Consider the following 22568-nt stretch of genomic DNA (forward strand, 5'->3'; position numbering starts at 1 on the left):
ACCCTGGCCGCATGGCCACCATGCTTGCACCCAACGCAAGCATGGTGGCCATGCGGACTTACGGGCGGGGGAGGGTGCAGCCGGCCTTGGTCAGGTCGATTTCGTTGCCGGCCTTCAGACAGCCGGGGATGATGTAGGTCTCCTGGCCATAGCCGATGCCGCGCCGTACGGTCACGTTGCCGGCGGCGTCCACCTCACACGGGTTGTTCAGCGTGCAGCGCTCGCCGTCCTCGTTGGTCGTGTTGTTGACGCCGACGACGTTTCCGGTCGAGGATTCCACGATCGGCGAGCCGGAGGTGCCGCCGATGACGTGGCAGGCCGACGTGTAGCGGATCGAGTCCTTGAAAATCCAGTCGGCCTCGTGCAGTTCGTACGCGAAACCGTCGATGCCGCAGGAATAGATCGTCCGCCAATAGCCGGAGACCACGTCGATGCGCGCGCCGGCGGTCGGATGCGTCGATGGCAGGTTCAGCGCGGAAATGCCGTACGTCTGTTGGATCTGCTGGTAGGTGGTGGTGAGCTGGTAGAGCGTCACGTCGGTGTTGGTCATCGTCGAGTAGATGACCTTGCGCGCTCGCAGCGTGCCGAGCCGCGACTGGCCGTCCTTGGACAGCAAGGAAAACGTACGGCTGGAGGACTGGTTGGTGATCACCTGGCCGGGCCGCGGCATGCCGGTTTCCAGGCAGTGTCCGTTGGTGAGCACCAGCGCGGGGTCGGTCGCGGCGGCGGTCGGTGGCTTCACGACCGAGCCGGAGCAGTTGGAGAGTGCGACGATGCCGTGGAAATCGGTCGCGAGTACGGCGGAGGCGGCGGTCGGAGCGGTCATCACCGTCGCGGCCGTGAGGCCACAGATCATCGCGGCGATGCCCAGGATTCTTCTCATGAATGACCTCCGGACAGGGCGTGAGCACCACGAACGGGGTGACGTGGCGCATGCTGGGGACAGCGGTGTCCCAATTCCGACAGGCCGTGGCGTTCGGAACAATAGGCATCCGTACCTATTAAATGCCGCCACCACTAAGTATTGATCGCAAACCGTCCGGTTTTCACCTCGATGACGGAGTCACCAGCCGCCCGTGGTGTCCGAATGCGGACGGCCTGGGCGAATTACCGGTGAAGCGCCGGATTCCTCTTGACGCCTGGTACGGTCGGCGAATACTGGTCCACACCTGTTGGTCGCCTCGCGTTCGGAGGTTCGATGACCCGTGTGTGCACCGTTCTCGCCGCGATCGCTGTTTTGTTGACCACGATGATATCTCCCGCTTCCGGCCAACCGACCCCGCCGCGTACGCAGCGGCCGGACGAGGTCGCGCGGATCAACGACGCGCTCAACAGCGGCACCGACCAGTGGGGTGAGCAGCTGATGAAGGCGCCGAACGGTCCGAGCCTCGCGGCCGTACGCGACCTGCTGCCGCCGGCCGCGACCGCCGGTCCGGCGCACACCAACTCCGGTTATTACTATCTGCCGTTCACCTATCCGAAACCGACCGCGTCGACCTATCTGGCGACCCGCGCGTTCGCGCTGCATGTCGCCGACGGCAGCGAGATTCTCTCCAACTGGGCCAAAAACCACGGTCCCAACCAGTCGGTGACGTTTGGCGTCGGTGCCGAGGGCAGCGAGTCCTACGGCAGTGTGCAGTCGCGGCTGGCCGATCCGACGCTGGCCGGTGGATATCTGCCGATCCTGGTCAACAGTTACACCGACGCCACCGGTACGCGCTATGACCGCGAGTCGTTCAGTACGCGCGTCGGCTCGACGACCGGGCCATTGGTCAGCTACCTGAAATACACCATCCACCCCGGCTCCGGCTCGTCACGTTTGCGCGTGACGGTCAGCAACTCCGATGTCGGCAACATCACCGCGAGCAACAACACGTTGTCCTACAACGGCCGGTCGTACGTCAAATACTCCGGCTCGGCCAGCTGGAGCTCGCCAAACCTCACGTTCTCGCCCGGCGCCACCGAAATCTACGTCGTCGTCGCGAACAACCCGGCCGACCTCAGCTCGGTCGGTGTCGATGCCGCCGGTTACGCGGCGGCTCGGCAGCAGATTGTCTCCTACTGGCAAGGAGTCCTGGCCGGTGGTGCGACCATCGACATCCCGGAGACGTACGCGGCCGACGCGATGCGCAACCTGATGCTGCAAAACCTGGTGATGGGCTATCAGCAGAGCATCGGCACCTATTACGAGTCGACAGACGACACATTCGCGTTCATTCCGGAAGTCGACAGCACGATCAGCATGATCGGTGCTTTCGGTTACAACACCGACTATCGCCAACAGCTGCAGGAGCTGCTCGGCCGCGGTCAGGGCGCGACCGTGTTTCCGAACTGGGAGAAGGGGCTCAAGCTGCAGGAGGCCGCGGAATACTACTTCCGCACCAACGATGCCTCTTTCATCAACCAAAACCTCGCGACCTACACCGACTGGCTCGACAACGGCTCGATCGGCTTCGCCGCCCAGCGCGCTCGCGACGCCAACGGCCTGCTGGAAAAGGAGCAGTACGGCTCGGACATCGTCGTCCCCGTCTACGGTGTGCACCACCAGGCCGAGGCATGGCGCGGCATGCGCGATTTCGCCGTCGCCCTGCGGAAGATCGGCAACACCTCGCTCGCGGACCAGTTCGCGGCGCAGGCCAGCGGTCTGCGTTCGGCGATACTCGCGGCGGTCAGCCGGTCGTCGGTCAAGCTGGCCGACGGGTCGTTGTTCGTGCCGATCTCGCTGCTCGACCCGGCCGCGTCCAAGCCGTACGACCCGATCACCGGCACACGGGACGGCAGCTACTGGAACCTGACGATCGGATACGTGCTCGGCACCGGCATCTTCCCACCAGGCAGCCCGGAGGCCAACGGCATCAAGAAATACGTGGAGAGGCACGGCGGACTTTTCCTCGGACTGACCAGGTTCAACCTGTACGGCATCGATCCCGGTGGCTGCGAGTCGGACGCTCCGCTCAACTTCCCCGACGCGTCCACGCCGGGCTACAAGTCCAGCGGCGTCGACCAGCAGTATGGCTACGCATGGGGAAAGTTCCTGTCCGACCAGGGTGAGGCCGACCGGCTGAACGTCCAGTTCTACGGAAAACTCGGCCAGGACCTGACGCCGAACACGTTCATCGGCGGCGAGGGCACCACGATCGCGCCGTGCCCGTCGCTCGGTGAGTACTATCGCAGCCAGTATTTTCCGCCGCTGTCGGCAAACAACGCGACGTACCTGCAAAACCTGCGTGCCTTGCTGGTGAGCGAAAACCTGCTCGGCGACGGCACGCCGGACTCGCTGGAGATCGCGCCGGCGACGCCGCGCGGCTGGCTGACGTCCGGCAAGTCCATCGCGGCCACCAACCTGCCGACCGCCTTCGGACCGGTCTCCTACCAGATAGATTCGCAGCTGTCACAGGGATCCATCACCGCCACGGTGAGCGCACCGCCGGCAGCGGCCGGCAGGTTCGCGCCATCGCACACCATCCTGCACCTGCGCGCTCCGGCCGGTTATCGACTGTCCTCGGTGACGGTCGGCGGCACGTCACATGATTTCGACGCTGCCGGCGAGACCGTCGACCTCGGCGCTTTCACCGGCGTGGCAACGATCATGGCGCATTACGACACGGTCGCGGTCACTCAGTCCGACCAGGCTCGCCCGACCGTACTGTCCGCCGGACGCGGTGTCGTGCAGCGCGGCCAGGACCTGACGGTCACCGGCACGGTCGAGGCAATCGGTGCCGGCACTGTAGGCGGCAGCGTCAAGATCGCCGCGCCGACCGGTTGGACCGTCCCGGCGGCCAGCGGATTCTCGGTGGCGAGCAACGGAAAGTTTGGCTGGCAGCCGGTCAGTTTCACGGTACGGCCGCCAACCTCGGCTGCCATCGGAAATTACACCTTGACCGTAACGACGACACCCTCCAACGGCTCGCCGGTCTCGCGCAAGCTGACCGTACAGGTGGCGACGGTCTCGGCGCTCGCGTACGCGGATCTGATCGCACAGGACCGCGCGACGGCATACTGGCGCCTTGGCGACTCCGGTACGGCCGTCGACTCGTCGCCGTACCACGCCAACGGCACTTACCAGGCCGGCTCGGTGACCGGCCAGGCCGGCGCGATCGCCGGTGACTCGGATGGCTCGGTTTGTCTGAACGGCAACGGATTCGTCGAGGTGCCCAATGCGCTGTCGGTGTCACCATCCGGACCCTTCTCAGCGGAAGCGTGGATCAACGTCGACACCTCGCAACAGCAAGCCATCGTGGAAAAATATGACGCACCGGCGTACCGCGGATTTGGCTTGCGGTTGACCACTGGCAACAAGCTGCAGGCCTTCCTGCTCAACGACGGCGCGGCGCCGCCGTTGGTCACCGGCCACACGTCCGTCCAATATGGACAGTGGCACCACGCCGCGCTGACCTACGACGGCGTGACGCTGGTCGTCTATCTGGACGGCAAAGCGGAGGCCGAGCTGGCTTTGCCGAAGCCGACGCTGGGCAGCTCCACGCTCAAGATCGGTGCGCGCGGTGACGACGCCAACACGCGTTTCCACGGCTGCGTCGACGAGGTCGCGCTGTACGACCACGCGCTCACCGGACCGCAGGTGCAGGCGCACTACCTGCGCGGACTCATGGTCTCCACCGGCGGATCGCAAAAGGCCGGACAGCGGCGATGAGTTTCGCCGGCGGCAGGTGTCCGTCTTTCGGAGAAGTGTTGTCCGACCCGGACGGAGTGCCCTATGACCCTGCCCGCCGGTGGTGTCACGCGAGGAATGGCTGGCAGCGCGTACGAAGCTGCACCGCGGCTCGACCCGGCCGCTGGCTTCGCCGACTACAACGACCGGACGTTGCCGGCGGACGCGTACGCCGGCGACTATCCGGCCGCGAATGTCTTCGTCCGCGATGGTGACGACGTTTTCCACGCATACTCGGCATATGCGCGCGGCCTCGACCACCTGGCGTTGTCGTATGCGCTCCTCGGTCAGTTGGGGTTCTGCGCGTGCGTCAACGTCCCCCAGGCGACGAACAGGTTGTTCGTGCCGGCCGGTCGGTTGCGCTCGGTCAGCGTCCGCGTGTTGGTCATGGTGTTGCCGAGCCGGAAACTCATCGCGTTGAAGCCGACCTCGGTCACCGGTCCGAGACCGCGCTTTACGGATCCCTTGCACAGCCACGAAGGCGGTGCGGCGCCGAGCTCGTACTGTGCCTGGAAGCCGAGCGCGTAACGTAAACGCGTGCCAACCTCGCCGCTGTAGAGGTCGTTTCCCTGGATCCGCGAGGTTTCCGCGACGTCGGAGATCGACGCGATGCCATAGCCGGTGTGCACGAAGTCGCGGCAGGTCTCCTGCGTCAGCCCGTCGACGAAGGTGCTCTGGCCCTGCCAGTACGCGATGATCTTGTCGCGCGTGTTGAGGCCACTTCCCGGTGTCACCTTCGGCAGCGCGCCATCGCTGGTCAGATAGACGTACGCCGGCACACGCGCCAGATACTTGGCCATCGCGGTGTCGTAGCTGGATTTGTCGTCCAGGAACACCGAAATGCCGACCGCGGCCTCCATCATGGTGAGTTCCCAGTTGCCGTTGGAATTGCTGCCTTTGATGACCACCGGCAGATAGACGTTGCGCAGCATGGTGCTGAAACGGCTCAGCTGCGGCCAGCCGCCGGTGTAGGTGTAGCGGATGATTTCCGCCGCGCGAGCCCACGACGAGCCGGCCCAGCCGGTCTGCAGCGGCGCGTTGCTGTTGGTGTGGCTGGTGATCGTGGCCGACCAGCCGTCCATCAGCCGGATCGCCGCCGCCGCATAGGCGGCATTGCGCGTGACATACCACGCCAGCGCGTCGGTGTATGCGGCGATCGCGTCCTCGCGCTCGTCCGTACATCCGTTGTTGGGGTTGGAATACGGCCCGCACTCGACCACCGAGCGCGCTTTGGGCTTGCGCGAGGTCGAGGCGTACGAGCTGGCGATCAGCTGGTCGAAGGCGGCTTTCCACGGTTGTGCGTTGGCCTGCACCCTGCCGCGGACGAAGTCCAGCTGCGCTCGGCTCACCAGCACGCCGGGATGAGTGAACGGCGCCGGCGCCGCACCTGCCACCGTTGAGGCCAGGATGACGGCGGCGAGCAGCAAAACACGTGACACAGCCATCGGTTCTCCTCGAAAAGGCGGGGTTATGGCCTCGAGTGACCCGGATCACCAGTAGTGTCAACGCAGAACCACCGATCGTCAAGAGTTCGGCGGCTGTTTTCCTGACCTGGAACAAAGGCTGATCACATCCGTGAATTCACGTTCAGCCGGCTGAAAATCCAGATCATTCGGCGGTCGGTGGCGATGCTGCCAGAATCGCGGTGAGCAGACCGGGAAAACGGCGTTCCAGGTCGGCGCGCCGGAGCCGGCTCGGCCGGGTGTTGCCGACGACTCTGCTGCTGACCAGGCCGCATTCGCGCAGCACCTGCAGATGATGCGACACCGTCGAGACCTTCACCGGCACGTCCAGCGCGGTGCAGGTGGACTCGCCGGCGAGATCGAGCGCGCGGATGATCTGCAGGCGCACCGGATCGGCCAGGGCCTGCAGGATGGTGCCGACCTCGACGGTGGCGAGGTCCGGCTGCGGCAGCCAGGTGTCCGGCATCACACTCTCTTCCGACGGCGATCGGAACGTACGATGCTCATCGTAATACACGGAGGAGGTCGCGATGAGCCGATATGCCAACGTCGCCTACACGACGTGCGTGCGCAAGGTCCAGGAGGAGCAGGGCAGCGCACGCGCCGCGACGCATGCCCTGCTCGATGACGGCCCCGATCCGCTGACCGCCGCGGAGGCCGGATTCATCTCCGAACGCGACGGTTGCTATGTCGCGTCCGTCGGCGAGACCGGCTGGCCGTACGTGCAGTTTCGCGGCGGTCCACCGGGATTCGTGCACGTGCTCGACGAACATACGCTCGCTTTCGCCGACGTGCGGGGAAATCGGCAGTACATCACCACCGGCAACCTGCGCGGTGACAACCGCGTAGCGCTGTTTTTCATGGACTACGCGAGACAACGCCGGCTGAAGGTCTTCGGCCGGGCGCGCACGGTCGAGCTCGCCGACGACCCCGAGCTGGCCGAGCGGGTGCAGTCCGTACGCACCGACGGGCGGCCGGAGCGGATCGTCGTCATCCAGGTCGAGGGACTGAACTGGAACTGCGCACAGCACATCACTCCGCGCTATTCCGAGGTGGAGCTGTCCGCCGCGCTGCAGCCGGTTCGCGATCGGATTTCCCGTCTGGAGCGGGAAAACCAGCAGCTGCGCGAGGCGCTGGCGAGGCGCTGACAGTGGCGCGGTGGCGGTGCAGGCCGAGTGCGGCCAAGGCGCCGGCCAGTGCGATCGCGGCCGCGGCGAGCATTGCCGCGACGAAGCCCTTGGTGAAACCGGCTGGGTTTGCCAACGTGCCGGTGGCCGCGAAGACAGCGCCGGCGACGGCGACTCCAAACGCGCCGCCGAGCTGCCGCATCGTGCTGAAGGTGCCGGAGGCCTTGGCGATGTCGGCCGGTGCGACCAGGCTGACGACCGCTTTGGTCACGGCCGGCATGGCCAACGCGAAACCGACGCCGCTGAGCGTCAGCGCACCGGCGAGCGGGGGATAGCCGACCGACGGCGTGGCGATCGCGGCCAGCCACCCGATTCCGATCACCTCGACGAAAAGTCCGGCGACGACGAGCCTTCGCTCACCGAACCGGTCGGCCAGCGCACCAGCGAACGGCGCGATGGCCACCGGCGCGACTCCCCATGGCAGCAGCTGAAGACCGGCCTCCAACGGATTGTTTCCCTGCACCGCCTGGAGAAACTGCGCGGTCAGGAAGATGGCACCGGTCGCCGTGGCGTTCAGAAAGAAGACCGCCGTGCTGCCGGCGGAGAAGGCGCGCGAGGCGAACAGCCGCATCGGCAACATCGGCGCGATCGTACGCCTTTCCCATGCCACGAAAGCGATGCCGAGCACGACGCCGCCACCGAGACCGGTCACCACCTCGGCGCTTCCCCAGCCGGCGGCGGTCGCGCGTACCAGGGCCCAGATCACCCCGAGCACGGCCAGTCCGCCGAGCGCCAGGCCGACCGGATCCGGCCGGGCCGGCGCGGTGCTCTCCTTGACATGCCGGAAAACCAGCGGGATCGCGAGCAGCGCGATCGGCACGTTCAGCCAGAAGATCCATGGCCACGCGATGCCCTGGGTGATCGCACCGCCGAGCGCAGGCCCAAGCAGCACCCCGATTGCCGTGACACTGCCGTAAATGCCGGTGGCCCAGCCGCGCCGCTCCGGCGGAAACGCGGCGTTGAGCAAGGTCAGCGCCATCGGCATGACGGCCGCGGCGCCGACGCCCTGGACGGCACGAAGACCGATCAGCCAGCCGACATCCGGCGCCACCGCGCAACCGGCGGACGCCAGCGCGAACAGCGCCAGGCCAGCGATGAACACGCGACGGCGGCCGATCCGGTCACCGATCGCCGAGGTTGTCAGCAGAAGTACGGCAAAACTCACCGTATAGGCATTGACCGTCCATTCCAGGCTTTCCAGTGAGGCGTGCAAGTCGCGCTGGATCGCGGTCAGCGCGGTCGCGACCACCAGCAGGTCCAACACCACCATGAAGGAACCGACGGCGGCCAGTGCCAGCGTCCACCGCTGCGTCGCCGTCGTTGTCGTTCTCTCGCTCATTTATCAGCTCCCGAGACGCATATTTGCCGGACAGCTGATATCGACACCGGCCCGTTCCCGGATTGGTCGGCCGCCGACCGACTACTTTCCGGCTTCGGCGGTGTCTGTACAGAGGTGACCAACGACCTGCTTCTACGCGCGCGGCGCGGCGACGGTGATGCGTTCGGCCAGCTGGTCGAGCCATACCGGCGCGAGTTGCACGCGCACTGCTATCGCATCCTCGGCTCGGTCCAGGACGCGGAGGACGTGCTTCAGGAGACGCTGACCGCCGCCTGGCGAGGCCTTGACCGGTTCGAGGGGCGCGCGTCCGTACGCACGTGGCTCTATCGGATCGCGACCAACCGCTGCCTGAACTTCCTTCGCGACAGCCGCCGCCGGCCGGCGACGGTGGACGAGCGGCCGCCGTTCCAGATCCCGGAGCCGAGCCGGCTGACCGAGCCGAACTGGGTCGAGCCGTATCCTTCCGACCTGCCGGACAGCAGCGCCGGCCCGGAGGCGTCCTACGAGAGCAGTGAGACGATTTCGCTGGCTTTCGTGACCGCGCTGCAAAACCTGCCACCACGGCAGCGAGCCGCGCTGGTTTTGTGCGACGTGATGGGATTTCGCGCGGCCGAGGCGGCGGACATGTTGGAGGTCACCGAAACCGCCGTCAGCAGCGCGCTCAAACGTGCCAGGTCGGCGATCCCGGAGCGGCGGGACGGCACGCCGTTGCCGGATGCGGCCGAACGCGCGATCGCCGACCGGTTCGCGGCCGCGTACGAACGCGGCGACATCGCCGAGATCGTCGAGCTGCTGACGACGGACGTACGCTTCACGATGCCGCCGTCGCCGCTGGAATATCTCGGCATGGCCGCGGTCGCCGCGTTTCTCGCCGCGGGTTTCGAGGCACGGCAGGGCCTGTCGTATCGGCTGGTGCCGACCAGGGCCAACGGACAGCCGGCTTTTGGCTGCTACGCGCAGGATCGGCACACGTCGATCGCGCGAGCGCATGGCCTGGTGGTGCTCTCGGTCGACGACCGCGGCATCGCCGAGATCACGCGTTTCGCTGACAACGCGACGATTGGCCGCTTTGGCCTGCCGCGTACGCTATGAGGCCTTGCGCATCTGGTCGATGTCCATGCCGCCGTCGGCCGACGACCACATCCGTGCCGTCACCGAGGTCGTCAGCACACAAAGCACACCGCAAATGCCGACGACGATGGCCATCCGCAGACCAAGCGAGGCGAGTGCGCCGGCGAGCAGGAATCCCAGGCCCTGTCCGGCGGTCAGGCCGGCGATGGCCACCGCCATCGCGCGGCCGCGGAAGTCGTCCCGTACGCGCTGGATGAAGATCGCGTTGAGCGGCACCATGAACGAGCCGCCGATGCCACCGACGAAATACAGCAGGATGACGACCGGATACGGCGGCTGCGCGAAGATCAGCACCAGCACCGAAGCCTGCAGCAGCGCACCGGGAATCAGCAGCCGATCGCGTGTCTCCACCCGGAAAACCCGGGTCATCAGCACCGCGCCGAGCACCATCCCCAGTGCCGGCGCGGCAAGCAGCACGCCGGCCAGCACCGGCCCGTGGCCGAGCTCTTTCGCGTACGGATAGGCGATCGCCTCCGGCGCGTTGCTGAACGCGCTGGTGACCCACACCAGCAGCAGGCAGCCGCGCAGCCACGGATCCGTGAAGACGTAACGAAAACCGTCCCACCAGTCCTGCCGGTAGGACCGGGCCAGCTGGCGTCGCGGTGCGGCACGGCTGCGTACGCCGGCCAGCACCAGCACCGCCGACAGCAGGAATGTCGCCGCATTGACCAGGATCGCGCCGGTCGGCTGGATGGCGATGACCACCGCGCCGCCGACCGCGAAGCCGGCGATCTGGCTGACCTGGTTGGTGATGTTGATCAGGCCGTTGCCGGTGACATATGCCTCGTCGTCAAGAATGTCCGGCAGGATCGCCGCGCGAGCCGCGACGAACGGCGGAGTGGCCAGGTGCGCCGCGTAAAGCAGCAGGATGATCAGCCAGACCGGCATGCCGGGCAACAGGATGACGCCGACCAGCGCGGCGCGCGCCACGTCGCAGACGACCAGCACCATCCGGCGTGGCAACCGGTCGACGAGCGGGCCGAGCAGCGGACCGCCGACCAGCGCCGGGATCCAGGCCGAGGCGTACGCGATCGCGGTCAGCAGCGGCGATCCGCTGCGGCCGAACACCAGCACCGAGATGGCCACCGCGGCGAACTGATCGCCGAGGTAGGACAGCGTGTAAGCGGCGTAAAGGAAGCGAAACTCGCGTACCTTGAACAGACCTCGGTAACCGCTCACCTAACCCCAGCCTCTGCCGCACCTGTCCACGCGACGATAGCGCACATTACTGAAATATTTCTAAAACTGGCCTCAACTGGAAGCAACCCGGTCAGACCGGCGCGAGATTCAGCGCCAGGCAGCCAAACTCCCGGTTGCCCGGCGGTCGTGGCGGATGCGGGTCGGCGCCGCCGTGCGGGTCGACCAGGACCCAACCGGGAGCCCAGCTGCTCGCGGCATCCTGGCGACTGCCGGGAAAGACGCGCGAGGCGACGATCCGCCCGTGGCCGGCCAAACCGGCCGAAACCCGCGCGGTGTAGTCGGTCGGATCGGTGGACAGCCGCGCTCCGTGCACATACCAGACGCGGTTGGCGCCGGCGAACAGCCTGTCGACGGTCTTGGGCTGGCAGGTGCCGGCCCGTTTCAGTTTCGCCAGGCCGACAACGGGGATCGCGTACTGGCGGCCATACCAGGATGCCAGCGGGGCACTGAAGTTGTAGACGAGCACGCGGTCGCCGGGCCGGAGTTTGCCGGCGATGTCCCGCAAAACGTCCCGACCGGGGTCGCGATAGCGGGGGATTTGCGTTTCCTCGTACGCACCGACCGCCGCCGGCTGCACGACCGCGGCGCCTCCGACCGACGCCAGCAGGAATGCCGCCAGCAGTCCGACACCGAGGCCGCTGGTCATCGGACGGCCGCGTTTCCACCAGATGTCCGGATCGATTGGCTGGTCGAGAGCGGCGAAGACGCGTACGGCTCCGCGTGCCGCGCCATCGACGCAAGCAGCCACCGCGATCGCTGCTGGCGCCACCAGATACAACGCGACGCGATCCTGCAGCGGCAGGCCATTGAGCGCGGCGGCGCACACAGCAGCTCCGAAAATGGCGCTGAGCAGCGCGGCCCACAACAGCTTCCCGCGCCACGCCAACGCTACTATTCCGCCGACCACCAGCAACAGTGCGAAAAACGGAAACGCCCAGGACAGCGGAGCGTCCACGAAACCATTCCACATCCGTGGCAGCCAGCCGATCAGCTCCAGCGGACCGGCGCCGGCCGGCGGCAGACCGGTGGGGAAGAAGTCGTCCTGGTTTTCCAGCCGTGGCTGCGATGCGCGCAGCAACACCACCGCCGCCGACAGGATGCCGACTGGAATCGTTGCCCCCACGAAGAAAACCAGGTCGACGAACCTCCGCCGATACGACAGGAAGCAGACGACCGCGGCAACCACGCCGACCAACACGATCAATGCGCTGTAGCTGAACATCGCGGCAACGACGCCGGCGACCATCCAGGCGCCGGCGCGCCGGGACCGGTGTACGTCCTGCCGATCGTCGGCCGCGAAACGGTCGCCGACGACGAGCAACATCAACGCGACCGCCGCCTCCGTGGTGTATTGCTTCAGCTCCCCGGCGTACGTGACCAGCATCGGCGACAGGACGACCAACGCCGCGGCCACCACCGATCCCCACCGGCCGACCGCGCGCCGAGCCGCCGTGGCGGTCAGCAACAACGCCGTCGCCGCCGCGATCATCGAAAACGTGCGCAGTCCGACCTCGCTCGGTCCGGTCAGCTGCAACAGGCCTTTCTCCACGAAAAGCCATGCCGGCGGCGCGATTTGCTTGCATTTCAACGGACCGGTGAGCTGGCCGAAGTCCAGATCGCGCAGGTTGATGGCGATGCACAGCTCGTCGTTCCAGAAACCCCGGTCGCTGAGCCAAACGCGGACGTACGACCCGACGCCGGCCAGCAGCACGACGGCCAGCACGTACGGACGCCATTTGTCGCCGACGCGGCGTACCCAGCGGCTGAGCCGTCTCATCTCCTGCGGCCACTGCGAGACCGGAGCGGTGTCCGCCTCGGCCAACGAAGGTGCGGTCATGTCTGCGAATCCTCCCATGCATCCGCAAACCTGGCAGATCACACCGTTGTGGCACGTCGCCGCATGAGTTGGTCGATCCCGCTCGGCGACAGCAGGTGCCGGGTCGCCAACAGGCGGGCACCTTCGATGCCGGCGCGCTCACCGAGCGTCGAGGTCTCGATGGACAGCGCGCGAGTGGCCAGCGGCAGCGCACGCGCGTACACGACGCCGCGGATGTCGGCGAGCAGATCTTCGTGGAGTTGTGCGATGCTTCCGCCGACCACGATGGTGGTGGGGTTGTAGAAACTGACAAGTGACGCGAGCACCTCGCCGATTCGTTGACCGGCGAGGCGAACCTGGCGGCGCGCGGTGGCGTTGCCTTCGGACACCAGCCGCACGACGTCCTGGCCGCCGGTCGCCTCCAGGCCGGATTTTCGCAGCAGCGCGGCGATCGCCGAGCCGGACGCGACCGCCTCCACACAACCTGTGTTGCCACACTGGCAAAGCACGTCGTCATGACCCGGCAACCGGATGTGACCGATGTCGCCCGCCGCGCCGGCGGTGCCGCGATGCACGACACCGCCCGAGACGATGCCGCAGCCGATTCCGGTGCCAACCTTGACAAAAAGCAGGTGGTCGACGTCGCGCCGCTGGCCGTACTCGCCGACCGCCATCATGTTGACGTCGTTGTCGACCAGCACCGGCGCGCGGAAGTGACCGGCGAAGAAGTCCGGCACGCGATAGCTGTCCCAGCCGGGCATGATCGGCGGCCGTACGACCGTGCCGGTGGCCGCCTCGACCGGGCCGGGCACGCCGATGCTGATCGCCAGCACCTGCTCGGCCTGCCTGCCGGCCTTTTCCAGCAGCTCGTGGATCAGCTCCAGCACGTCGGCGAGCACCACCTGCGGACCGTTGCCGATGTCGATGGCCACCGAGGTCTCCGCGAGCACGTCGCCGCCGAGGCCGGATATGGCCAGCTGGCAGTGCGTCGCGCCGAGGTCGACCGCGCACACCAGACCGGTTTCGGTGGCCAGGCCAAGGGCCCGTGGCGGCCGGCCGCGGGGCACCGGATCCGGTGCCGACTCGACCAGCAGCCCGTGCGAAATCAGCAGGTCAACCCGCTGCGCGACGGCGGCCCGGGACAGCCCCGTCTCGGCCGCGAGGTCCGCGCGGCGGACCGCCGTGCCGCTGGCCACCAGGTGTGCGAGCTCGCTGAGCGCGGCGAGCTGGCGCTGCGTCGACGTCGGCATCCTCGAGCTCCTTCATTTAGAACAGAAAAAAGCATAAATACTGAAGGTTGGAACCCAAAGATAAGAGAATTACGCTGCCGATGGAGCGGAAACCGTCGGAGAGGACATCATGGCGAGCCCGTTGAGCGTCCAGCTTTACACTCTGCGCGACCAGATGGCGACGGATCGGGACGGCGGCCTGCGCCGGCTGGCCGAGATCGGCTTCGGCGCGGTCGAGCCGTACGATCCGACCGCCGATCCGCGGGGCTTTCGCGAAGTCGCCGACGATCTCGGTCTGGCGGTGACCGGCACGCACGCGTACGCGCTGCTGCGCGAGCCGGATCGCGCCAACGCGGTGCTCGACGACGTGGCCACAATCGGCGCGTCGCTGGCGATCATTCCTGGCGGCATCGAGCATGAGAAGTTCACCAGCGTCGATGGCTTGCGCGAGGTCGCGGACCTGCTGAACGGCATCGCGGAGAAGACCGCGCCGTACGACATCAAGCTCGGATATCACAACCACTGGTGGGAAATCGAGCCGACGATCGACGGCCGGCACGCCATCGAGGTGCTGGCGGACCTGCTCGCGCCGGGCGTCGTGCTGGAGATCGACACCTACTGGGCCGCCGTCGGTGGCGCGGATGTGCCAGCACTGCTGGGAAAACTCGGCGACCGTGTGGTGTCGTTGCATGTCAAGGACGGGCCCGTACGCAAGGGCGAGCCGCACGTCGCGGTCGGCACCGGCGCCATGCCGGTGCCGCAGATCCTCGCTGCCGCGCCAAACGCGACGCGGATCGTCGAGTTCGATGAGTGCGCCACGGACATTTTCACAGCCTTGAAGGAAAGTCGCGACTATCTGATTGGTTTGGAGGAGGCGTGAGCGGTGGTCCGGTCGGCGTCGCGGTGGTCGGCGCCGGAGTGATCAGCGGACAGTACCTGAAAAACCTGACCAGCTTTCCGGATCTGCGGGTGGTCGCCATCGCCGACATCGACACCGCGCGAGCGCGCGCTGTCGCGGACGAATACGGGGTCGCCAACGCCGGCACGGTCGCTGACACGCTCGCCATCCCCGAGGTCGAGATCGTCGTCAACCTGACCATCCCGGCCGCGCACTTCGACGTGGCGATGGCCGCCGTCGAGGCCGGAAAGCATGTGTACGGCGAAAAGCCGCTCGCCTTGACGCCTGACGACGGCGAGAAGCTGCTGTCCGCGGCGGCCGAGCGCGGGCTGCTGGTCGGCAACGCACCAGACACTTTTCTCGGTGCCGGCCTGCAATCGGCGATCCGTGCGCTGGACAGTGGGATTATCGGCCAGCCGCTGGCGGCAGTGGCCGCCACGCGAGGCCCCGGGCCGGAAAGCTGGCATCCCAATCCGGCGTTCCTGTTCCAGCGCGGGGCCGGGCCACTTTTCGACATCGGCCCGTACTATCTGACCGCCCTGGTCGCCGCACTCGGCCACGTCGAGCGCGTCGCGGCGGTGGCACGTACGGCCCGGCGGCAACGCACCATCGGATCCGGCCCGCTGGCCGGCCAGGTCTTCGACGTCGAGGTGCCAACCCACACGGTCGCACTGCTCGATTTCGGTGCAGGTCCCAGTGCTTCCGCGACCTTCAGCTTCGACTCGCCGGTGCCGGAGCGCGCGATCGAGATCACCGGCACCGAGGGCGGGCTACGGTTGCCGGATCCGAACACTTTCGGTGGTCCGCTGCGGGTTTACGATGGTGATGGCTGGCGGGACCTGCCGATCTCCGGCTCGGAAGCCGGTCGCGGCCTGGGCGTACTCGACATGGCACGCGCCCTACGCACCGGCGACCCGCATCGCGCCACCGGCGCCCTTGGCCTGCACGTCCTGGAAACCATGACAGCGATCGCCGAATCGGCCGAGCATGGGGACTTTCGTACGGTCGCGTCCACAGTGGACAGACCAGCACCGCTGCCGGAAGGCTGGGATCCCCTCATTTCGATCGGGTAGGTGGCGGGTTTGGCTTCGGGGTTTCAAGTGGGTGGGTTGTAGGCGGTTGCGTTTCATGGTTGGTGCGTTTTGGAGTGGTTGGGCTTTCTTGATTGTTGCGTTTGAGGGGTGTGGTGCGGCCTCATGTTTGTTGCGTTTTGGGGGTGGTTGGCTTTTCGCCTGCGCGGCGGGCGCTCCTGCGCGGAGGGCGACCTCAAGGGGAGGGGCGCGCGGGGGTTCGCTGTTGGTTCTGTTGGGTGCGGCGGGTGCGGTTTCGTACGGGGTGTGGTCCGGTTTGTCCGTTCTCCCCCGTCTGCGTCCGGAGGATGAGCACATTCTGGCCGGGCCTGCCGAGCTTGGGTGGGTGGTTGCGTCGCGTACGCGGCAGGCCCGGCCAGAATGTGCTCAAGCAGAGCTCGCCGACGGGGGAGAACGGACAAACCGGACCAGGAGTGTGACTGGGCGCCGGCGGTGCCGTGGCGTCTCAGCGGGTGGCGTGGGGGTCCGGTATGTGGGATGCGAAGGCGTGTGGAGCGCTAAATGTCCGGTTTGTACGGGTCGTGGATGGCATGAATGTCGAGTTACTTGCGTTGGACGCAAGGAACAAGGCTTTCACGCCGCCGTGATCTCCGGAGGCTGTGACGGGTGTGACTACTGAGGCTGATAATGCTGTCGTGACTGCTGGGCTGCAACAAATGTCCGTTTTGATGTCTTGTTTAACAAGTATTACGCAGCCGAGCCGCCTCACCTGCATTATCAGCCACAGCAGTCACAGCAGCACCACCCTGGACGCTGTGATGGCGTCCATGCCGACGGGGAGAACGAGCAAGCCCGGAAGACCCGACCCCGCACGAAACCGCCGCCCGCACCGCCATGCACACCGATTGGCGTTCCCGCGCCCCCTCCCTTGAGGTCGCCCTCCGCGCAGGAGCGCCCGCCGCGCAGGCGAAAAACCCAACCACCCACCCCACGCAACAACCAAGAGACGCGACCACTTCTCCACCGCAACACCAGAAAACGACCCCTCCAACATCTGTCACACCATCGGTTTTAGCGGTAAAGTCCCGCGCGGCGTGTCGATCGAGATGATGGAGAGGTCGTTGTCAAGACGTCAGAAAGTTCTCCCCGCCGCGGTGCTGGTGCCGGTGCTGCTGGCAGCGATGGCCGGACCGGCCGTTGCGGAGAGTCGTGCTCCGGTGGCGGATTCGCGGCCTGGCTGGGTCGCTGCGGCAGCGGACCGCGGTGCGGTGGATCCGGCCACGCCGTTGCCGGACATCCGGGTGTATCTGGCCGGTCGCGACCCACGCGGCCTGACCGCGTACGCGCAGGCCGTGTCGGATCCGCACAACCAGCTCTTCCGGCATTTCCTGTCGGCGACGGAAATCGCGAGGCGATTCGGTCCGACGCCGGCGCAGACCTCGGCGGTGGCCGAGTGGTTGCGGTCGGCCGGGTTCGCCGTGACGGGCACCGACCAGCACACCGTACGCGCACGCGGCACGGTCGCGATCGCGCAGCGCACTTTTGGTGTGGAGCTGCACAATTACGCGGACTCGAGCGGCCTGCACCGCGCGCCGGCCGGTCGGGTGACGGTGCCGAAGGCACTGGCCGGCGCGGTGCTCGGCGTGACCGGCCTGGAGGATCCGGCGAAAAGTCGGGTACGGCCGCGGACCGACCCGTTTGGACCGCCACCGGCGCTCTATCGCGCCGAGCCGTGTTCGGCTTACTGGGGTGAGAAACCAGCCACCGACCGGCCGCAGGTCGACGGCAAAACAGTCGCGTGGACGCCGTGCGGATACGGGCCGCGGGAGCTGCGCGCCGCGTACGGCCTGGACAAGACCGGTCTCACCGGAAAAGGTGTGACCATCGGCATTCTCGACCCGTACGCTTCGCCGACCATCGAATCGGACGTTGCCGCGTACGAGAACAAACACAACTTCCAGGGCCTGCGGCCGGGACAGCTCAAGCAATACACGGTGCCCGGTGGCTCGCCGACCTGTTACGGCAGCGACGCCAATGTCATCTATCCCGAGGAAGCGCTGGACATCGAGGCGGCGCACGCCATGGCGCCGGACGCGGACCTCGCCTACATCGGTGCGAAAGACTGCGAAACTCCGAGCCTCATCGACGCGCTCAACCGGGCCGTCGACGGCCACCTGGCCGACCTGGTCAGCAACTCCTGGGGGATCGGCTCCGAGCCGCCGGCCGACGCGATACGTTCGGCGTTCGAGCAGGTCTTCCAACGCGCCGCGATCGAAGGCATCGGCATCTATTTTTCCTCCGGTGACTGCGGATACGAGGACCCGGCCTCGCCGTGCGGCCAGGGTGACGGCTCGTCGCGCAAACAGACCAACTATCCGCCGGAAAGTCCGTGGGTGACGGCGGTCGGTGGTACGACCATGGGCTCGGACGCCAACGGCAACCGGACTTTTGAGACCGCGTGGAACTCGGTACGTTCGTCGCTGTCGGCTGACGGTACGGCCTGGGCGCCGGCGCCGAAATCCGGTTATCCGTCCGCGTACACCGGCGGCTCCGGAGGTGGCACCAGCATCGTCTTCCGGCAACCGGCCTACCAAAACGGCGTCGTGTCGCGGAAACTCGCGACGACGTTGCCAGATGGCAGCACGTCGGCGTACCCGATGCGGGTCGTGCCGGACGTTTCGGCGGTCGGCGACTCCTCGACCGGCATGCTGGTCGGCTATACGCAGCTGGATGTCGACGGCATCGCGCGTTTCCACCAGACGCGGCTCGGTGGCACGAGCCTGTCGTGCCCGCTGGTGGCCGGCATTCAGGCGCTGGCACAACAGAAACTCGGCTCGCCGATCGGTTTTGCCAACCCTCAGTTGTACGCGCGCGCCGGTGGCAGTGCTTTCCGTGACATCGTTGACATCCCGGCGAGCGTCGCGCGCAACGACTACAGCAACCCGCAGGATCCGAGCAGCTCGCTGCTGAAGCGGCTGTATTCGACCGGCGTCAACGGCGCGCTCGCTGCGACTCCGGGATATGACAACATCACCGGTCTCGGCGTGCCGAGCAGCTCGTACGCCGGCACCTACTAGGAGATGCGTGGAGGGTGGCGGCGCCACCCTCCACGCTTAACCGGGGTGCCAACGGGTATCCGACGGTCGGTAAAGGAGGCCGTCATGCAAAGTCGCGCCAAGATCCTGGGACACGCCGTCCATCCGATGCTCATCGCCTTTCCGCTGGGACTGCTGGTCACCGCTGTCATCTTCGACATCGTCTTCCTGGTCAACGGCCAGCCCGGCTTCGCGACCGCGTCGGCGTACATGATCGCCGCCGGGGTGATCGGTGGCCTGGTCGCCGCGGTGCCGGGGCTGATCGACTGGCTCGCGATCCCGACCGGAACGCGCGCGAAGCGGATCGGTCTGGTCCACGGCATCGGCAACGTCGTGGTCGTCCTGCTCTTCGCCATAAGCTGGTTGCTGCGCCTCGGCGCCCCCGGCTGGACACCGAGCGTGTGGGCCCTGATCTGCAGCTTTGCCGGTGTGGTCGTGGGTGGCGCGAGCGCGTGGCTCGGCGGCGAACTGGTCGAGCGGCTGAGCGTCGGCGTCGACGACGGCGCCAACGTCAACGCGCCGAACTCGCTGACCTGGCGGCGCGGCGGCGCTGCCGCGATGACCCGCCAGCGCAAGCGGCCTATCGGCTGACCGGCGCTTCCCACAGCCCGACGATGCCGTCGACCAGCCCGGTGGCGGCATCGTGCCAGCTCGCGCGCGGTGTCGGGGTGCCTTCGGCAAGCGCGCGCTCGCGCTCGGCGCAGATGTGCACGATGAGCTGGCGCGCCATGTCGTTGCGCTCGGCGCGTACGTCTGGCGGCAGGTCGGGCAGGTGCGGCCGGAGGCCGTCGACGACCTGCTGCAGCGACGGTGAGCTGCGCGACTCCTCGATCACGACCCGGCGCATCACCGGATCGGTCATCACCTGCGCGGAAAATCGTGCATACCAGGTCGGGTTGCCGAGCGCGGCGAGATGCTCGGTCATCGGTCGTACGAGGCAGCCGACCCAGTCGCGCAGGCCGGCCGGGTCACTCAGCGTCGCCACCTGCTGAGCGCGCAGCCGGCCGACCTCCTCGTTGTGTTTGCGGATGATGGCGCGTATGAGGTCGGTCTTGGTGCCGAAGTGATAGCCGACAGCGGCGTTGTTGCCCTGGCCGGCGGCCTCGCTGACCTGCCGGTTCGACACGACGAAGACGCCGTGTTCGGCGAACAGCCGCTCCGCGGCGACCAGGATGAGCTCGCGGGTGCCCTGCGCCCGCTCGGCGCGCGGTGTCCTGCCTGCCACGCTCATCACCGCACCTGTTTCAATCAGTAGTCACACAGTTAACTCCATCCGATGAATTAAGTCAATCGACTGAATTAGCCTTCACTGACCGACGGTGACGGCGAAGATGTGCAGCCGACTCTCGTCAGGAAGCGTCACCGCGGCGACGGTCTTTCCTGGTGACAGCGACAAGGTGCTGGTGTAGAGCGAGACGGCGTGCGGTCCGAGGCCGTTCGGCGGTTCGTTCCAGTGCGGCGTCGTGACGGCCAGCGTGCAGCCTGGCACGGCCGCGTTCGCGTACCAGTCGGCGAAGGTCACCGTCCCGGTCGTCGTGGTGCCGTCGGCGTACGTGACGGTGACCGGTCCGGACGCGGTGCCGTTGTTCGCGGATCCGAGGAAACCGAGCGTCTGACCGGTGCCGCTCAACGCGATCGCCTGGCCGGCCGCGGTGACCATGTCCGGTGATCCGGACGGCCAGTTGTACGACAAACCGTTGTAGGACACCGACGCACCTGGACGCACACCAACACTTGCCAGCGCCTGAGCCGAAAAGCTGTAGCCGGAGCCGTCGAAGTTGGCGCCGGCCGGATTCGCGTCGTCGCTGAGACCGGTGCCGTTGAAGGCGGCCGTCAGCGACGGATACGCGATTTTCACTGTCGTCGTCGCGGTTGCCGACTGGCGGGCGCCGCCGCTCCAGCGAGCGTTCGCGGTCAACCGCGCGGCGCCTGGCTTCGCGCCGTCCACGGTGATTTTCGCGCCCGCGGTCGTCAACGCCGGCGCGGTCAGTTCTATCGACTGCGCGCCAAACGTGAACGGCACGCGCAACTGTGCCTGTGCGCGGATGTCGCGTGAAGACGACCCGACATAGACCCGATAGCTTCCGTCCACAGTGGACGGTTGGTGCGTTGTCACGTCCCAGATCACCAGGTCCTTGCTTGTCAGGTTGAAGCGTACGGTCTCAGCGCGTCCGGCTCCGAGGGTGAGTTTTCCGAATGCTTTCAAGGCTTTCGGTGGTTCGCCGGCGGATGCCGGCGAGCGCCTGCGCCGCCTCGCCTTGGCCGGCCTCCACCGAGGTCAGGCCGCCGCGGTGGATTTCCGCCATATAGCGGTTTCGCTCAGGACCAGCGCCACCACACCGACCACGAACGGACTGCCGAGCAGCGGTTGCAGGCCCGGCACCACCTGCGGCGCGTTGTAGACGAAGATCAGCAACACCAGCAACGGCAAACTGCGGAAAAACCAGACGTACGCGCCGGAAACCCACCGCAGCGGCGCGATCGACGAGCGCCGCATCAATGCGACGACCATGCCGAAAGCCGTTGCCAGCAGCCAACTGAGCACCGCGAGCACGACGACGAGCAGCGCGGCCTGCCACAGGTCGCGGTTGGCGAACAGGCCGACCGTGTAGCGCCAGTCGAAGCCGGTCGATCCGGAGCTTGCCCTGCTCGACCCGAGGACCTGCCGGACCAGCTTCTCATCGACCGGTTTCAGGTTGTATCGCGCGAGAAGTTTATCGTACGCGCCGGATTTGCGCAGCCCGTCAAGAGCCTTGCTGAGTGCCCGCAGCAATGCGGTGTTGCCTTTGGCGACCGCGATGCCGACGACGGCCGGTGCGATCAGCTCCGTACTGGTGATCGCCAGCCGGCCGCTGGAGTGGTCGACCGCGTCTTTCGCCACCGCCGCGTCGGTGACCTGGGTGTCGACCTGTCCGGCGACCAAAGCCTGGCTGCCTTCCGGATCGGAGGCGAACTCGCGTACGTCGATCGGCTGCCGGCCGGCCGACCGGCATGCCGCGCTCGACGGACCGCGCAGCTCCTCGACGATCTTTCCGCCTTTGATGGCCGAAACCCGCCGGCCGCACAGCTGATCCACAGTGGACGGATGGAACGCGCTGCCGGCCAGCGACACGAGCGAGTTGCCGGTGGTGAAATACGGCAGATAGTCGACCTGTTGCGCACGCTCGGCGGTGATGTAGAGCGCGGACATGATCACGTCGAACTTGCGCGCCTTGACGCCCGCGATGAGCTGCTCGAACCGCGTGTCGGTGAATTCCGGCCGCAGTCCGGCTTTCGCGGCGAGCAGCCGGCCGAGCTGTGGATCGAAACCGGATGGCGTGTTGCCGCTCAGAAAACCGTACGGCGGATAGGTCAGATCGTCGCCGATGGCCAGAACGCCGGGTTTGATGGTGTTCAACCGGTCCGACGGCCCCGCCGACGTGCACGCGGACATGGCGGCACAGGCGACGAGCAGCAGCGCGACCGCACGACCGGCGCGGCTTCGTGGCATCAGGGCTCCTCGGAACGGCG

16 protein-coding genes and 2 pseudogenes are annotated in these 22568 nt (G+C 66.9%); 8 read left to right on the forward strand and 10 right to left on the reverse strand.

Features of this window, described 5'->3' with window-relative positions; genetic code table 11:
- Window positions 1-58: 58 nt before the first annotated feature.
- Window positions 59-883 (reverse strand): trypsin-like peptidase domain-containing protein, encoded by an 825-nt coding sequence (locus GNX95_RS25685; protein ID WP_163509926.1) that lies wholly within the window; start codon window positions 881-883, stop codon window positions 59-61.
- Window positions 884-1198: 315 nt separating this feature from the next.
- Between GNX95_RS25685 and GNX95_RS25690 the strand changes: the two genes are divergently transcribed.
- Together GNX95_RS25690 and GNX95_RS43390 are read left to right on the forward strand one after the other, a co-directional pair.
- The gene (locus GNX95_RS25690; RefSeq protein WP_163509927.1) at window positions 1199-4651 is read left to right on the forward strand and encodes a LamG-like jellyroll fold domain-containing protein; all 3453 of its coding nucleotides are present in this window, start codon (window positions 1199-1201) and stop codon (window positions 4649-4651) included.
- Window positions 4652-4747: 96 nt separating this feature from the next.
- Window positions 4748-4894: pseudogene (locus GNX95_RS43390) on the forward strand (hypothetical protein); the annotation flags it as partial.
- Between the two features lie 62 nt (window positions 4895-4956).
- On the opposite strand, the gene GNX95_RS43395 reads toward GNX95_RS43390, so the two are convergent.
- Both GNX95_RS43395 and GNX95_RS25705 read right to left on the reverse strand, forming a co-directional pair.
- Window positions 4957-6114, reverse strand: coding sequence for an alginate lyase family protein (locus GNX95_RS43395; RefSeq protein WP_163509928.1), 1158 nt, complete (start codon window positions 6112-6114; stop codon window positions 4957-4959).
- 163 nt (window positions 6115-6277) lie between these two features.
- Window positions 6278-6598 (reverse strand): ArsR/SmtB family transcription factor, encoded by a 321-nt coding sequence (locus GNX95_RS25705; protein WP_163509929.1) that lies wholly within the window; start codon window positions 6596-6598, stop codon window positions 6278-6280.
- 64 nt (window positions 6599-6662) lie between these two features.
- Between GNX95_RS25705 and GNX95_RS25710 the strand changes: the two genes are divergently transcribed.
- Complete coding sequence (locus GNX95_RS25710; protein WP_163509930.1) at window positions 6663-7280, forward strand: pyridoxamine 5'-phosphate oxidase family protein; 618 nt, start codon at window positions 6663-6665, stop codon at window positions 7278-7280.
- Here the strand turns inward: GNX95_RS25710 and GNX95_RS25715 are convergent.
- Window positions 7165-8658 (reverse strand): DHA2 family efflux MFS transporter permease subunit, encoded by a 1494-nt coding sequence (locus GNX95_RS25715; protein WP_163509931.1) that lies wholly within the window; start codon window positions 8656-8658, stop codon window positions 7165-7167. The genes GNX95_RS25710 and GNX95_RS25715 overlap by 116 nt on opposite strands.
- Window positions 8659-8772: 114 nt before the next feature.
- On the opposite strand from GNX95_RS25715, the gene GNX95_RS25720 reads away from it, so the two are divergent.
- The gene (locus GNX95_RS25720; RefSeq protein ID WP_222853881.1) at window positions 8773-9750 is read left to right on the forward strand and encodes an RNA polymerase subunit sigma-70; all 978 of its coding nucleotides are present in this window, start codon (window positions 8773-8775) and stop codon (window positions 9748-9750) included.
- On the opposite strand, the gene GNX95_RS25725 is transcribed toward GNX95_RS25720, so the two are convergent.
- The 3 genes from GNX95_RS25725 to GNX95_RS25735 all read right to left on the reverse strand — a co-directional run bounded on the left by GNX95_RS25725 (window position 9745) and on the right by GNX95_RS25735 (window position 14055).
- Window positions 9745-10968, reverse strand: a complete 1224-nt coding sequence (locus tag GNX95_RS25725) for an MFS transporter (protein WP_163509932.1) — start codon at window positions 10966-10968, stop codon at window positions 9745-9747. The two genes, GNX95_RS25720 and GNX95_RS25725, sit on opposite strands and share 6 nt — an antisense overlap.
- A gap of 91 nt (window positions 10969-11059) precedes the next feature.
- Window positions 11060-12826: a glycosyltransferase family 39 protein gene (locus GNX95_RS25730; RefSeq protein WP_163509933.1), complete on the reverse strand. Its 1767-nt coding sequence runs from the start codon at window positions 12824-12826 to the stop codon at window positions 11060-11062.
- A 38-nt stretch (window positions 12827-12864) separates the two neighbouring features.
- The gene (locus GNX95_RS25735; protein ID WP_163509934.1) at window positions 12865-14055 is read right to left on the reverse strand and encodes an ROK family transcriptional regulator; all 1191 of its coding nucleotides are present in this window, start codon (window positions 14053-14055) and stop codon (window positions 12865-12867) included.
- Window positions 14056-14164: 109 nt separating this feature from the next.
- On the opposite strand from GNX95_RS25735, the gene GNX95_RS25740 reads away from it, so the two are divergent.
- From GNX95_RS25740 to GNX95_RS25755, 4 genes are all read left to right on the forward strand, one after another.
- Window positions 14165-14914, forward strand: a complete 750-nt coding sequence (locus GNX95_RS25740) for a sugar phosphate isomerase/epimerase family protein (protein ID WP_163509935.1) — start codon at window positions 14165-14167, stop codon at window positions 14912-14914.
- Complete coding sequence (locus tag GNX95_RS25745) at window positions 14911-16005, forward strand: Gfo/Idh/MocA family protein (RefSeq protein WP_163509936.1); 1095 nt, start codon at window positions 14911-14913, stop codon at window positions 16003-16005. The genes GNX95_RS25740 and GNX95_RS25745 overlap by 4 nt, the downstream gene beginning before the upstream one ends.
- Window positions 16006-17084: 1079 nt before the next feature.
- Complete coding sequence (locus GNX95_RS25750) at window positions 17085-19040, forward strand: S53 family peptidase (protein ID WP_163509937.1); 1956 nt, start codon at window positions 17085-17087, stop codon at window positions 19038-19040.
- A gap of 84 nt (window positions 19041-19124) precedes the next feature.
- Window positions 19125-19649, forward strand: coding sequence for a DUF2231 domain-containing protein (locus tag GNX95_RS25755; protein ID WP_163509938.1), 525 nt, complete (start codon window positions 19125-19127; stop codon window positions 19647-19649).
- On the opposite strand, the gene GNX95_RS25760 is transcribed toward GNX95_RS25755, so the two are convergent.
- The 3 genes and pseudogenes from GNX95_RS25760 to GNX95_RS25770 form a co-directional block, all read right to left on the reverse strand.
- Complete coding sequence (locus GNX95_RS25760) at window positions 19639-20289, reverse strand: TetR/AcrR family transcriptional regulator (RefSeq protein WP_163509939.1); 651 nt, start codon at window positions 20287-20289, stop codon at window positions 19639-19641. The genes GNX95_RS25755 and GNX95_RS25760 overlap by 11 nt on opposite strands.
- A gap of 75 nt (window positions 20290-20364) precedes the next feature.
- Window positions 20365-21282: pseudogene (locus tag GNX95_RS25765) on the reverse strand (fibronectin type III-like domain-contianing protein); the annotation flags it as partial.
- A 54-nt stretch (window positions 21283-21336) separates the two neighbouring features.
- Window positions 21337-22548 carry an ABC transporter permease subunit gene (locus tag GNX95_RS25770; protein ID WP_163509941.1) on the reverse strand — a complete coding sequence of 404 codons (1212 nt, stop codon included), beginning with the start codon at window positions 22546-22548 and terminating at the stop codon, window positions 21337-21339.
- Window positions 22549-22568 lie beyond the last annotated feature (20 nt).

Origin of the sequence: Fodinicola acaciae, assembly GCF_010993745.1 — a bacterium.
Taxonomy (GTDB): domain Bacteria; phylum Actinomycetota; class Actinomycetes; order Mycobacteriales; family HKI-0501; genus Fodinicola; species Fodinicola acaciae.

Bases quoted from the DNA above. Each gene is read 5' to 3' on its own strand.
- GNX95_RS25685 (WP_163509926.1), bottom strand. From the start codon at position 883: ATGAGAAGAATCCTGGGCATCGCCGCGATGATCTGTGGCCTCACGGCC.
- GNX95_RS25690 (WP_163509927.1), top strand. From the start codon at position 1,199: ATGACCCGTGTGTGCACCGTTCTCGCCGCGATCGCTGTTTTGTTGACC.
- GNX95_RS43395 (WP_163509928.1), bottom strand. From the start codon at position 6,114: ATGGCTGTGTCACGTGTTTTGCTGCTCGCCGCCGTCATCCTGGCCTCA.
- GNX95_RS25705 (WP_163509929.1), bottom strand. From the start codon at position 6,598: ATGCCGGACACCTGGCTGCCGCAGCCGGACCTCGCCACCGTCGAGGTC.
- GNX95_RS25710 (WP_163509930.1), top strand. From the start codon at position 6,663: ATGAGCCGATATGCCAACGTCGCCTACACGACGTGCGTGCGCAAGGTC.
- GNX95_RS25715 (WP_163509931.1), bottom strand. From the start codon at position 8,658: ATGAGCGAGAGAACGACAACGACGGCGACGCAGCGGTGGACGCTGGCA.
- GNX95_RS25730 (WP_163509933.1), bottom strand. From the start codon at position 12,826: ATGACCGCACCTTCGTTGGCCGAGGCGGACACCGCTCCGGTCTCGCAG.
- GNX95_RS25735 (WP_163509934.1), bottom strand. From the start codon at position 14,055: ATGCCGACGTCGACGCAGCGCCAGCTCGCCGCGCTCAGCGAGCTCGCA.
- GNX95_RS25740 (WP_163509935.1), top strand. From the start codon at position 14,165: ATGGCGAGCCCGTTGAGCGTCCAGCTTTACACTCTGCGCGACCAGATG.
- GNX95_RS25755 (WP_163509938.1), top strand. From the start codon at position 19,125: ATGCAAAGTCGCGCCAAGATCCTGGGACACGCCGTCCATCCGATGCTC.
- GNX95_RS25760 (WP_163509939.1), bottom strand. From the start codon at position 20,289: ATGAGCGTGGCAGGCAGGACACCGCGCGCCGAGCGGGCGCAGGGCACC.
- GNX95_RS25770 (WP_163509941.1), bottom strand. From the start codon at position 22,548: ATGCCACGAAGCCGCGCCGGTCGTGCGGTCGCGCTGCTGCTCGTCGCC.